This window comes from Enterococcus sp. JNUCC 77 (assembly GCF_054819945.1).
In genome coordinates this window covers 681,429-694,812 of sequence record NZ_JBTHIG010000001.1, presented here as the reverse complement: position 1 = coordinate 694,812, position 13,384 = coordinate 681,429, and the positions used below count along the sequence as shown (strand labels likewise).

The 13,384-nt window shown below is 37.9% G+C and carries 12 protein-coding genes; 4 read left to right on the top strand and 8 right to left on the bottom strand.

The window, feature by feature from the left end; all coding sequences use genetic code 11:
• Positions 1-9 precede the first annotated feature (9 nt).
• Positions 10-1,167, bottom strand: coding sequence for an NAD(P)-dependent malic enzyme (locus tag ACVWNY_RS03540; protein ID WP_218324460.1), 1,158 nt, complete (start codon positions 1,165-1,167; stop codon positions 10-12).
• Between the two features lie 36 nt (positions 1,168-1,203).
• On the bottom strand, positions 1,204-2,544 hold the full coding sequence (locus tag ACVWNY_RS03535; protein WP_454071671.1) for a 2-hydroxycarboxylate transporter family protein: 1,341 nt from the start codon (positions 2,542-2,544) through the stop codon (positions 1,204-1,206).
• 163 nt (positions 2,545-2,707) lie between these two features.
• On the opposite strand from ACVWNY_RS03535, the gene ACVWNY_RS03530 reads away from it, so the two are divergent.
• On the top strand, positions 2,708-4,261 hold the full coding sequence (locus tag ACVWNY_RS03530) for a Spo0B domain-containing protein (RefSeq protein WP_218324458.1): 1,554 nt from the start codon (positions 2,708-2,710) through the stop codon (positions 4,259-4,261).
• Positions 4,233-4,934 carry a response regulator gene (locus tag ACVWNY_RS03525; RefSeq protein WP_218324457.1) on the top strand — a complete coding sequence of 234 codons (702 nt, stop codon included), beginning with the start codon at positions 4,233-4,235 and terminating at the stop codon, positions 4,932-4,934. Before ACVWNY_RS03530 ends, ACVWNY_RS03525 begins: the two co-directional genes overlap by 29 nt.
• 94 nt (positions 4,935-5,028) lie before the next feature.
• Here ACVWNY_RS03525 and groL read toward each other — a convergent pair whose 3' ends face one another.
• Together groL and groES are read right to left on the bottom strand one after the other, a co-directional pair.
• A complete protein-coding gene (groL, locus tag ACVWNY_RS03520) occupies positions 5,029-6,657 on the bottom strand; it encodes a chaperonin GroEL (protein WP_218324456.1) in 1,629 nt (542 codons plus the stop codon).
• Between the two features lie 24 nt (positions 6,658-6,681).
• A complete protein-coding gene (gene groES / locus ACVWNY_RS03515; protein WP_218324455.1) occupies positions 6,682-6,966 on the bottom strand; it encodes a co-chaperone GroES in 285 nt (94 codons plus the stop codon).
• Between the two features lie 182 nt (positions 6,967-7,148).
• Here groES and ACVWNY_RS03510 point away from each other — a divergent pair, with 182 nt between their 5' ends.
• Positions 7,149-7,802, top strand: coding sequence for a CPBP family intramembrane glutamic endopeptidase (locus ACVWNY_RS03510; RefSeq protein ID WP_218324454.1), 654 nt, complete (start codon positions 7,149-7,151; stop codon positions 7,800-7,802).
• Positions 7,803-7,872: 70 nt separating this feature from the next.
• Positions 7,873-8,502 (top strand): NAD(P)-dependent oxidoreductase, encoded by a 630-nt coding sequence (locus ACVWNY_RS03505; RefSeq protein WP_218324453.1) that lies wholly within the window; start codon positions 7,873-7,875, stop codon positions 8,500-8,502.
• A gap of 35 nt (positions 8,503-8,537) precedes the next feature.
• Here the strand turns inward: ACVWNY_RS03505 and ACVWNY_RS03500 are convergent, their stop codons facing one another.
• Genes ACVWNY_RS03500 through walK form a run of 4 tightly spaced genes read right to left on the bottom strand, consistent with a single transcriptional unit; the run spans position 8,538 to position 13,382 of the window.
• Positions 8,538-9,347, bottom strand: coding sequence for an MBL fold metallo-hydrolase (locus ACVWNY_RS03500; protein WP_218324452.1), 810 nt, complete (start codon positions 9,345-9,347; stop codon positions 8,538-8,540).
• 48 nt (positions 9,348-9,395) lie between these two features.
• On the bottom strand, positions 9,396-10,244 hold the full coding sequence (locus ACVWNY_RS03495) for a two-component system regulatory protein YycI (RefSeq protein WP_438718707.1): 849 nt from the start codon (positions 10,242-10,244) through the stop codon (positions 9,396-9,398).
• A complete protein-coding gene (locus ACVWNY_RS03490; RefSeq protein ID WP_454071670.1) occupies positions 10,234-11,553 on the bottom strand; it encodes a YycH family regulatory protein in 1,320 nt (439 codons plus the stop codon). The genes ACVWNY_RS03495 and ACVWNY_RS03490 overlap by 11 nt, the downstream gene beginning before the upstream one ends.
• A complete protein-coding gene (gene walK, locus ACVWNY_RS03485) occupies positions 11,550-13,382 on the bottom strand; it encodes a cell wall metabolism sensor histidine kinase WalK (RefSeq protein WP_218324450.1) in 1,833 nt (610 codons plus the stop codon). Before walK ends, ACVWNY_RS03490 begins: the two co-directional genes overlap by 4 nt.
• Positions 13,383-13,384 lie beyond the last annotated feature (2 nt).

Below are 13,384 nucleotides of genomic sequence, written 5' to 3'. Positions count from 1 at the left end.
TTTAACAAACTATTTTACTGCTTGACTGACACTTTCAGCGACAACCTTTGCGACATTTTCATTGAAGGCATCGGCGATAATGTTGGTAGTAGAAAGTTCTTCTGTTGGAACCAAGCTAGCAATCCCTTTTGCGGCTGCTACTTTCATCTCCATCGTAATTTTCTTTGCTCGAGCATCTAAGGCGCCACGGAATATTCCTGGGAAAGCCAAGACATTATTGATTTGGTTCGGGAAATCACTCCGACCAGTTCCGACAATGTAAGCACCAGCGGCTAAAGCTTCTTCTGGGAAAATTTCTGGTGTTGGATTCGCCATGGCAAAAATAATTGGTTTTTGATTCATGGTTTGAATCCATTCGGCTTTTAAAGCACCTGGAGCTGATACGCCGACAAATACATCTGCATTTTTTAATGCTACTGATAAGTCACCAGACAAGAAATCACGATTGGTTACTTTAGCAATTTCTTTATGGTAAGGATTATATTCTGCATCTTCTTTTTCATTGATAATACCGAAACGATCGACAATCGTCACATTTTTTACACCGGCTGCTAAGAATGTCCGGCTGATAGACAATCCTGCTGAGCCGCCACCATTGACGACGACTTTGATTTCTTCGATATTCTTTTCAGCTAATTTCAAGGCATTATATAAGGCGGCTAACACAACAATGCCGGTGCCGTGTTGATCATCATGAAAAACGGGAATATCTAATTCTTCTATTAAACGACGTTCGATTTCAAAACAACGAGGGGCGCTGATATCTTCTAAGTTAATCCCACCAAATGTTGGTGCAATCATTTTCACCGTTTGAATAATTTCTTCTACATCTTGGGTATCCAATACGATGGGGACAGAATCAACTTCAGCAAAGCGTTTGAACAAAGCTGATTTCCCTTCCATTACAGGCATCGCTGCTTCGGGACCAATATTGCCTAAGCCTAAGACTGCCGAGCCATCACTGACGACTGCCACCGTATTTTTTTTGGTAGTTAATTCATAGGCTAAATTCTTATCTTCTGCGATCGCTGAGGATACAGCTGCCACTCCAGGGGTGTAAGCAATACTTAAATCTTCACGGTTTTCAATCGGCACTTTTGAAACCACTGCTAATTTTCCACCATTTTTTCGCGCTTGTTCTAAAGCTAATTCTTTTACATCTGACATTTGAGATTTCCTCCTTGAGTTTCGATTATCATATTTTTAAAAAATCATTCTTAAAATAGCTGTCATGGTAATAACGGTAATTGCCCCACCTAAACGAGTTGCTACTTGGGCAAAAGGCATCAAGTTCATCCGATTAGCTGTACTTAAAATCGCCACATCACCAGTTCCACCCATACCACTTTGGCAGGCTGAAATAATTGCGGCTTCCACTGGATGCATATTCATAAAACGAGCTACCACAAAGCCAGTCGCAATGACTGTGAATACCACACTGATAACCACTACAAAATACTGCCAAGTTAAGGCGCCGACAACATCTTTTAATGGGATATACAACAAGCCTAAGCCAGCCATTAATGGGAAAGTAAAGTTACTAGAAATAAACTTGTACAACATTTTCGAGCCTTTTTGCGTATCTTTTGGCACAATGTTTAAATATTTTAACAAAGCTGCTGCCACAATCATTAAAACAGGGCCAGGGAAACCTGTCAACGCCTGTAATAGAGAACCTAGAATGAATAATGTACAAGCAGTTAGTACGCCCGCACCCATTTTTTTCAAATCAATCGGCTCATCTTTTTCATCCAAGGCGCCAGCTAAATCATCCACTTCACCTTTTTTAAACTTGATTAATTGGCCTTTACCAGATAGCTCTGGTCGTTTTTCACCTAGACGGCTTAGTAAGCCAGTACACATAATCGCAAAGAAGTTTCCGATGATCGTCGCTGGAATTAATTGTGCCACTAATTGTTCACTACCTAAACCAGTAATTGCGCTGTAACCTAATGATAATGGTAAGATTCCTTCACCAATTCCGCCAGCTAATACGGGCGTAACAATAAAGAACAAAGTATGCTGCCAATCCAAACCAACTAAGACACCTACTAAAGTTCCCACACCCATCGCTAAAATCATGCCAATCATCATTGGCACGATCATCCGCAACAAGCCTTGGACCAAAATCTTACGGTTCATCCCTAAAATACTACCACAGACTAGACAAGCAATGTAAAAATATAAAAAGTTAGCTTGCTTCATTAAAATGTCGGCACTGTCTAAAATATTTTGGTTAACTAAATTATAAAATACTAGAATCGATGGAACTAATAAAGAAAAAATTGCCGGACCACCAAAATTTTTCAGAATCGGAATATTGCCGCCGATGGTTCCTAACAACCAACCTAGCGTCAAGATAACCGCAAAGCCACCCAACATATTAACTGGTAATTCTTTTAGCATCCCCGTGATGAAAATAATGGTTGCCATCGTCGCATAGACAGGTAGACTGACGGAGCCAATCTGAATTTTCTGCCACCATTTTGTTTTTTCAGCTAGCTCTTCTTTGGCTAAAACAGTTTTATTTAACTTCTGATCCATTTTGTTTCCTCCTTGTGTATCTCTTTGATATGCTTAATATAATGTATCCGGTTTCAACAAAATAGTTTATTTAACTTATTTAACTAAAGAAAGTAAGTGGTGCTTTTCACAAAGAAAAAGCGCTTCACTTTGATTGTGTTATACTGAAAATTGGAGGATTCCTATGAAAAAAGGCTTGCGTTTATGGATGTTATTGGCAATTAGTTTTATTTCAGTACTATTAGTAGTGACAACCTTGTTTTATTTACTGATTTCTTATCAAAATACCCGCTATATTCAAAAAGAGGAAGGCAATTTACTTTTGAGAACGGGAAAATTAATTGCTGACGATTCACGGGTGTTGACTGCTCTGGAAAAGGGTGAATCTTCTGATGAATTACAAGCCTTTAGTCAAAAAGTGACTAAGCTTTATCAGTTAGACTTTACCGTCATCTTGAATATGGATGGTACGCGGCTCACTCACCCAAATCAACAACAGATTGGCAAACCTTTTCAGGGAGGCGATGAAGCGCCAGCTTTAGAAGGAAAAGAACATCTTTCCACCAGTGCTGGGACTTTGGGAGAATCACTACGAGGCTTTGTGCCAGTTTTTTATCAAGAAAAACAGATTGGCGTCGTTGCCTTAGGAATTACTACGACTTCTCTCGGCAGTTTAATCAATAAATCGAAAAATGATTATACGATGGCCTTGTTTATCAGTTTGGCAATTGGCTTATTGATGGCCTTTTTAATCACCTACTTTTTGAAATTACAATTACATAATTTAGAACCAAAAGAAATCGCCCGTCTATTAGAAGAACGCAATGCCATGTTAAATGAAACCAAAGATGCGGTCTTCGTGGTGGATTTGCAACAAAAGATATTATTAACTAACCACCAAGCTGAATTTTTTGCCCAACAAAAAGTAGCAAATGATGAACAGCTGATTGGCTTAAAGCTAAATGATATTTTCGAAGATTTAGAGCAACTAGATTTATCCCAAAAAAATGAGCAGTTTTACCAACAAGCTGGACAGGATTATTTCTTTTCAGCTGCACCAATCATCGTCAAAAATAGCAAAATTGGTTCCATCTTATTTTTACGAAATGCTACTGAGACACTATTTTTAGCTGATCAATTATCTTCCACCACCAATTATGCAACAGCTTTACAAAATCAGGCCCATGAGTTCATGAACAAACTCCATGTGATTTATGGTTTAGCCGAACTTGGTGCCTACGAAAAGCTCAATGATTATCTAAAAGACATTATTCAGCCAGAGAAAGAATTAATTTCTCGTTTGGCCATCCTAGTCAATAATCCATTGATTGCTGGTTTTTTATTAAATCAAAGACAGAAATTTTTAGAAGAACAGTCCCATTTGTGGGTGGAGATTACACCAGAGATTCCTAAAACAGATGACCCTAAAGTAACTGAACAACTGCTAAATCTATACCGTTTTGTGGAACATTTCTTATTTCAATGGGAACTACCAGCCGAAATATTGCTACAAATAAATTATCAGGACCAGCGATTACAAACGACTTATTCATTTGTCGCTACTAGTGAACAAGTCGCTTCGATTGAAAAACAATTTTCGACTTTATATTTCAACAATACGTTAGAAGCTCTAAATGGCACATTCGACTGGCACTATCAGCAAGACTACTTACAATTAATTTTTAAAACTGACTATCGAGGTGAGATTGATGACCACCATTTTAATTTTAGAGGATGATCCGATGGTTGCCTTCATCCATCAAAGCTATTTAACCAAAATTGACTCCCAATTGAATATTTTAGAGGCAACCTCCACCGATGATGCCAAGGCACTTCTAGCTGAGGAACAGATAGATTTAATTTTGTTGGATTTACACTTAAAACATGATGATGGCTTAGCCTTTTTGCGAGATCTCCGACAACAAGAATTTCCCGGCGAAGTCATCTTAATCACAGCTGAGAACCAAACTGAAGCCTTAAAAGCCGCCCATCATTTAGGTATTTTAGATTATTTAATGAAGCCATTTAGTTATGAGCGCTTTGCCCAAAGCTTTGAAAGCTTCTTAGCAAAAACAACTATGCTCCAGCATGAAGAATTAAATCAAGCCCAAATTGACCAGCTATTTTACGACAAAAGCCAAAAGAAAGCAGAATTGATTTTGGAAAAAGGACTCTCCAAAGCCACACTGGCTCGTATTTACAAAACCATGCAGGAATTTCCTGCTAGCTTCACGGTAGCAGAATTGGCGGAAAAAAGTGGCTTTTCCCACGTCTCCGTCCGCAAATATATGCAATTTTTAGAACAGCAAGACTTACTAACCAGTGACGTAATCTACCGCAAACAAGGCCGTCCTTTCCAAACTTATCAAATAAAAAATCCCGCCCTCTGGCAAAAATATTTTCCAAAATAAAAAATAAACCTTCACTTTGTACGTTAGGCAAAGTGAAGATTTTTTGCTGAAAAAAAGAACCCCGATTTCTCGGAGTTCTAAAAATTCTGATGAATTACATCATGCCGCCCATCATGCTTGGGTCCATTGCTGGAGCCGCAGCTGCGCCACCTTCAGCAGGTTTGTCAGCAACAACTGCTTCAGTTGTTAACAACAATGCTGATACAGAAGCTGCATTTTGTAATGCTGAACGAGTCACTTTAGTTGGATCCACGATTCCGGCATCCACCATGTTTACCCATTCGCCAGTAGCAGCGTTAAAGCCTAAGCCATCATTTGCATTTTTTAATTTGTCGATAATAACTGAACCTTCGAAGCCAGCATTTTCAGCGATTTGACGTACTGGTTCTTCTAAAGCACGAACAACAATCTTAATTCCAGTTGCTGCATCGCCTTCTGCATCTAATTCAGTTACTTTATTGATAACGTTAACTAATGCTGTACCACCACCAGCAACAATACCTTCTTCAACTGCTGCGCGAGTCGCGTTTAAAGCATCTTCAATTCGTAATTTTAATTCTTTTAGTTCAGTTTCAGTTGCTGCACCAACTTTAACCACTGCAACCCCACCAGCTAATTTAGCTAAGCGTTCTTGTAATTTTTCACGGTCAAAGTCAGAAGTTGTTTCACCAATTTGGCGTTTGATTAATTCAACTCGTTCAGCCAAGCGTTCTTTGTCGCCAGCGCCTTCAACGATAGTTGTATTGTCTTTATCTACTACAACTTTACCAGCAGAACCTAAGTTTTCAACTGTTGCATCTTTTAATTCTAAACCTAAGTCTTCTGTAATTACTGTTGCACCAGTCAAGATAGCTAAGTCTTCCAACATCGCTTTACGACGGTCACCAAAACCAGGTGCTTTAACAGCAACTACGTTAAATGTTCCACGGATTTTGTTCAATACCAAGGTTGGTAAAGCTTCGCCATCCACGTCATCAGCAATGATTAATAATGAACGAGATTGTTGTAATACTTGTTCTAACAATGGCAAGATATCTTGAATGTTAGAGATTTTTTTGTCAGTGATTAAGATGTATGGATTTTCTAAAGCTGCTTCCATTTTATCGTTATCAGTTACCATGTATTGAGATAAGTAACCACGGTCAAATTGCATCCCTTCTACAACATCTAATTCAGTATCGATCCCTTTTGATTCTTCAATCGTAATAACACCATCGTTACCAACTTTTTCCATTGCTTCAGCGATTAATTTACCTACTTCTTCGCTACCAGAAGAAACTGCCGCAACTTGTGCGATCGCATCTTTTGAATCAACGATTGAAGAAATATTGTGTAATTCTTCAACTGCAGTTTTAGTAGCTAATTCGATTCCGCGACGGATACCCATTGGGTTAGCACCAGCAGTTACGTTTTTCAATCCTTCGCGTACAATTGCTTGTGTTAAAACAGTTGCAGTTGTTGTACCGTCACCAGCGATGTCGTTGGTTTTTGATGCAACTTCAGAAACTAATTTAGCCCCCATATTTTCAAAATGGTCATCTAATTCGATTTCTTTAGCAATTGTTACGCCATCATTAGTAATCAATGGAGAGCCATAAGATTTTTCTAAAACAACGTTACGACCTTTAGGGCCTAATGTTACTTTTACTGTATCCGCTAATTTATCTACCCCACGAAGCATTGCTGCCCGTGCGTCTTCTGCAAATTTAATTTCTTTTGTCATGATTTTTCACCTCAAAATTTTTTATTATTCAACGATTGCCATAATATCTTTGGCAGAGATAATTAAGTATTCAGTGCCTTCATATTTTACTTCTGTACCTGAATATTTTTCAAACATTACCATATCACCAACGGCAACTGGCATTGGACTTTTTTCACCGTTTTCAAGTGTGCTACCTTCACCAATAGCTACAACTTTAGCTGTTTGGGGTTTTTCTTTAGCAGCTGATGCTAAAACTAAACCACCTACAGTTTTTTCTTCTTCTTGCGCTACTTCTAAAATCACGCGATCACCTAATGGTTTTAACACGATAAATCCCTCCAAAATTTGATTGGTTTTTATTATTAGCACTCTTAGACAAAGAGTGCTAACTCACATTTCTTATGATACTCATTTTCGATTCACTTTGCAAGTTTTTCATCTGATTTTTTTAAATTTTTTCTAGATCTATTTATGCTATACTTAAAAGAAAAAATTTAAAGGAAGTATCTATGACAGCAAAAAAATATAGTATCGCAACAATTATCACTTACTTGATGGTCTACCTATCACCTGTGATCTTCGCTTTAATTGTTCGACCTACTCAAAACCAAAGCATCACCATGACGACTTTTGCCTATATTATTGGCGCAATATTACTATTAATCTATCTATTTAAAAGTCAAAAATTTAACATTGAACAAAAACCAAAAGCGATCGGTTGGATGATTCTCTTTGGCTTCTTAGGAATCTTCGGCTCCATCCTTTTACAGAATGTTTTACTCATGGTGGAACAGGCTTTTTTCAATGCCCCCACCGCATCACAAAATACTGAAAATATTATTCAACTGATTCAAGAGAACATGGTATTTATTTTAGCCACTACTATCGCAGGACCGATTATGGAAGAATTGGTTTTCCGCCGGGCAATCTTTGGCGCCTTATCAAATCGCTGGGGCTTTATCTTGCCAGCATTAATCAGCTCGGCTTTATTTGCAGCCGCTCACGTTGATGGACATTATTTATTATATGGCGGCTTAGGTTTATTCTTCTGTTTCTTATATCGTTATACTGGACGGATTGGGACTTCAATGATTACCCACGTAGGGATGAATTTATTAGTAATAATTGTCCAATTAGCTGCACGTCAAGCTGGCTTATTATAATTGCTTTTCTTTGCTTTTTTTAAAAAACCTCCTTACACTGAAAGAGAAATCAGTATAGGAGGTTTTTTATATGAAAATTGCAGTAATTGGTGCCACTGGACATGCCGGTTCTTTGATTTTAAAAGAAGCGCTGGCTCGTCATTTGGATGTCACCGCTATTGTCCGTAGCCCAGAAAAATTAGCTTCTGACGTTCCTTTTGTTAAAAAAGATTTATTTGATCTAACCAAAGAAGATTTGCTTGCTTTTGATGTGGTGATTGATGCTTTTCGCGCACCGAGTGGTCATGAAGAATTACATCAAACATCCTTGCAGCATTTAATTGACCTGCTTAGTGGCACCGAAACTCGTTTATTAGTGATTGGCGGGACTTCTTCCTTGTTTATGGACGATGCCAAAACAGAACGGATGATTGATTTATCAGATCCTAATGCCGGCTATTATCCCACAGCGTATAATATGTACAAAGCTTTCTTAGAATTAAAAGACAGCAAGAATCTCCACTGGACCTATATTAGCCCTGCATCTTATTTCGTACCAAATGGTGAACGCACCGGCAAATATACTTTAAGTGATGACCGCATGTTAACTGATGCTAATGGCGATTCTATGATTAGTATGGCTGACTATGCGATTGCTATGGTAGACGAAGCAGTCAATAATACCCACCCCAATCAACATATTAGTGTCGTAACTATCTAAAAAAAAATTCCGTCTCTTCATTGAGACGGAATTTTTTAAATAGCAAATAATTCTGTAGCGGCATTAGGATCTGTATCAAAAATTTGAAACTGATGATTGACACCTAAATCATAGCGTAACAATGTTTCTTCCATTGTCATATGGGCCAACTCTTTCATGTTGTTTTCTTTACTCAAATGCCCCAGATACACACGCTTCGTATGATCACCGATAATGTCGGTCATCACTAAGGCGCCATCTTCATTGGATAAATGTCCCCGATCCCCTAAAATCCGTTGCTTTAAATTCCAAGGATAAGGTCCCATCCGCAACATTTCCAAATCATGGTTACTTTCGACTAAATAAGCATCGGCATCAGAAATAATTCCCTTCACATGCTCACTAGCATAACCAGTATCTGTCAGCATCACAAAAGAATGACCATCTTTATAAAAACGATAAAACTGCGGTGCTGCTGCATCATGAGATACACCAAAACTTTCAATATCCATATCACCAAAAGTTAAGACTTTACCCATATCAAAAATTTGTTTCTGTTCCAAATCGACTTTACCAATCAGAGGCATCATCGCTTGCCAGGTTTTTTCATTCGCATAAACTGGTAATTTATACTTTCGTGCTAATACACCCACGCCATGAATGTGATCACGATGCTCATGAGTCACTAAAATCGCATCTAAATCTTCCGGTTTACGGTCGACTTCAGCTAATAAACTAATAATTTTTTTGCCACTTAAGCCAGCATCGACTAATATTTTTTTGCCTGCACTCTCTATAAACAGTGAGTTCCCACTGCTGCCACTAGCCAGAACACTGACATTAAAGGCATGATTCATATCTAACATCAAAAGTGGTCCCTTCTTTAAAAACTGTCTTTAAGTATACAACCCTTTTTACGGATTTTCTACCTTTGGCACCAAATTATTGGAAATAACTTGGTTACTCATGGCATTCACTCGCTCAATCTGACTCACATCATCAGAAGTTTGTATTTTTACAAACCAGACAGGAACATATACATTCTTTTCCCCCACTTCAATCGTTCGAAAATAACCTAAATAGATATCTTGAATCGTTGAATTCGCAGGAATATTGTTATTAATGTATAAGGTATTTAAGATTTCCTCTTCTGAATAAAGGGTCATTTTTTCCCTTAATGGTTCAATCTGGCGTAATAACGTTTGGGTATATTGCGTCACTTCAGCATTCGTACCACTAGTATCGATATCTAAAGTTACCCGCGAAGTTTCATCAATAAAAGGGATGCCCTCATAGTTCTGAGCGCCAACTATTTTCACATCGTCTTTCTCTTCTTTAGAGATATGAGAAATGTATTGATAACTTGTCCCTTCATAAATGAAGCTATCATCTTTCATCGCGCGATTAAAACTACTCTTTATTCTATTCATATTAAAGCGTCGTGGTTGCCCTAAATAGTTAGTCAGAACATTATCAGATATTGATGAAGTACTCATGATATCTTGAATATTATTTTCACTTAAGACATTCATCACATTGACTTGTTCAGCACTTAAATAATATCCTTCAGGTTTTTTAGTAGAAATTTTTCCTTTAAAGGTAATATTGTCATTTTTTAAACGTGAAGTGATGCCTTCTTTTTGATTATAAGTTGTCGTAACAGCTTGTTGATCATCTTGACTACTTTGATAAATATTAAACAGAAAGATATTTAAACTAATGAAAACAAGAATGAATAACCACTCTATTTTTCTAAAATCCATTAGACACCTCCGTAACCGAAGCCATCAGTTGACTTGCTGCAAACCAATTACCATCATATTTTACATACCACTCAGGTGTTAATGATACCAGTCGATTCGCACCATCTACATCACTCCAAGTATAACCAATGATGTAACTTTCGACCTTGTCGATATCCAGACCCGCGTACACCAATTGATTTTCCATTTCCAATGAACTGGATAACTCAATTTCCTCATCTGATGGAATAGGCACCTGAACAGTATCCATACTCATTTGAATCGCGACTGATTTTGCTTCATCATTTTGGGCATCTCCAATCGTTACGACCATTTTTCCTTTGTCAGACTCACTAAAAATCGGATAACCTTCGACAAATGTCCGATAAGTTATCTGTCCGCCTTCACGATCAAAGTAACGCAGATTCCCAACGCCCGTACCCAAGCGACTAACATAGCCAAAGGTTTGGGCATAAATACTATCCGATTGTACATCTTTAGGTAATTCTCCTGAAAAATCAACAGTACGCTGATCATCATTTAAGATTAATTCTTCCTGACCACTAACAAAAGATTGAACACCTTGTTCATTTTCCTGCCCCTTGGCTCCAACTGGTTCCCGGAAAAAGGCATTTCTAAAAAGTGAATAAGATTGGGTAGTCAATATATAATTGTACCTTTTCAACCGAATGTTACCCTCGGTTTGCAATAACCGTGGAATAATTTGATTTTCTTCTGTCATTGGAATAAAACGACTCTGATTGTTTTCGTAAATATCTTGCAATGTATTCGTGCTAAAGGTGATATCTCCTTGATAAACCGTCTGTCTTGCATAATTAAGAAATCGGATATGATTATTTTCATAATCAATCTGGATTTTATTAAAACGAATCCGATTAGGTTGATCAAAATTATCGATATTTATCGGTATATCAAAAACTTTCAAATATTCTGCCAAAGAAAACTGACCTTCATAGTTTAATTCCATCCCTCGATTGACTTGGTAATAGTTTTGCATTTCAGCTTCACCTTGAGCAACAATCGATAATTCACCATAATCTGCCTCGGTTAAACGTGCTTGAGCCGTGGCTAATAAGTTTTCACTATTTGTCTGAAATTTTTGTCCATCCAGATCCCAAATTCCTCGAATCGGTAAATAGGAATCGGTTGCTTTGGCATAGTTTTGTTCTAAATTATTAATTGTTTGCGTATTTGAGTTTACATTTGGTGTGCGATTTGTTGGTGCTAGCCAAATATTATAGGAGAAGACGATACTTAAAAGAATCAAGACAATCAAGATGCCTCGTAAAATTTTTTCTGATATTCTCAATCCCACCATTCCCCCTCATAAGGTTCATACGGTAACGAAATGGAGAAGGTTGAGCCTTTTCCTTCTACGCTCTCCACCCAGATTTGACCTTTATGGGCCTTCATTACTTCTTTGGAAATCGCTAAGCCCAAACCTGTTCCGCCTTGTTGTCTTGCCCGTGCTTTATCTACTCGGTAGAAACGCTCAAAGACTTTATCCAAGTCTTTTTTCGGAATACCCAGGCCTTCATCAGTAATACTTAATACTACGTTATTATGAGTTTCCATTAAATGAGCTGTGATTTTCCCACCATCTGGTGAATATTTAATCGCATTATTCATAATGTTATCAATCACTTGCATGATTTTGTCAGTATCAACTTCCACCCATAATTCCCGTTCAGTGAAATCTCGTTCAATCACATATTTTTTCTCTTGACTCGTCACCATCATGTCAAAGCGATCCAATACATAATCAACTAGCTCATTAAAATTCACAAATTCCAGTTCTAACTTTTGTGCACCAGAATCCATTCGCGATAAATTCAACAGATCATTAATCATTCGAATCATCCGATCTGTCTCACCTAGAGTCACGGAAATAAACTGCGGCGCAATTTCCTCATCACGCCAAGCCCCTTCATCCAAAGCTTCAATATAACTGCGAACTGAAGTCAATGGTGTTCTTAATTCATGGGAAACATTCGAAACAAACTGACGTCGTTCTTCTGCTGTTTTTTCTTGTTCAGTAACATCATGAACCACGACAACCAGTCCACTGATAAAGCCAGAATCTCGTCGAATCATCGCAAAGTCCGCTCGCAAAATTTGCGTTTCAACTTCACCGCCTGATTCATTATCACGATCAATCAGGATTTCTTCTTGCGTTTCTAATAACTTACGCAAGGTGTATCTTTCTTCTAAATCCAATAACGGTAAGATGGATTGACCAATCGCTTCTTCACTAGTCACATCTAATAAAGACAGAGCAGTTTCGTTAATGGTAATTACTTTCCCACGGCGATCTGTGGCAATAACGCCATCAGTCATGTGGGTAAGCACAGAATCTAAACGATTTCGTTCTGCTTCCATCGTATCTTGGGCATCCTCAATTCGATCTGACAATTTATTAAAGGTTTCCGCCAATTGACTTAATTCATCATGACCTCTAATTTCAACTTTGTCAGAATAATCCCCTTGAGCAATTTTCATTGCTTGCTTACGCATTTCTTCTATTGGTTTGGTAATTGAGCGAGCAACTAATAAAGCAATAACCATCGAAATCACACCAGCAATCATTGAAGCAGTAAAGAAAATCAACGCAGTATTAGCGATGTCTCCATATTTTTGCTCAATGTCACTCTGAACATAAAGAGCCCCGATAACGGCAGAATCACCGCTCGGGGACTGAATCGGTTGGACATTGATATAGACTCTCTGTCCATTATCATCTAAAGCAATGTATTGTTTGACGGTAAAATCATCCACATCACTATATTCATTCTTCTTACCTACAATGGAATCACGATCCGTGACATCCCCTGTAGCCAACACAATTCCTTTGTCATCCACAACCCACATTTGTTTAATATCTGAAGGACTATTGTTCTCCAGAAGACGCTGGACTGTTTCTGCCTCGCTCTCATTGTTTTCAGACATGGTGGTTCCTAAAGTCGTCGCTAAATTAGCTACCCGCGAATTCATATCTCGTGTAAAAGTATTGATGGTTGATTTTTCCAACCCACGAATAAAATACGCGCCGATAATTTCAATCGAAATCAGTAAAATTAAAATAAACGAAAAAGCAATTTTAAAATTGACTGACCGGTAAAAACGAACTTTATTTTTCATTC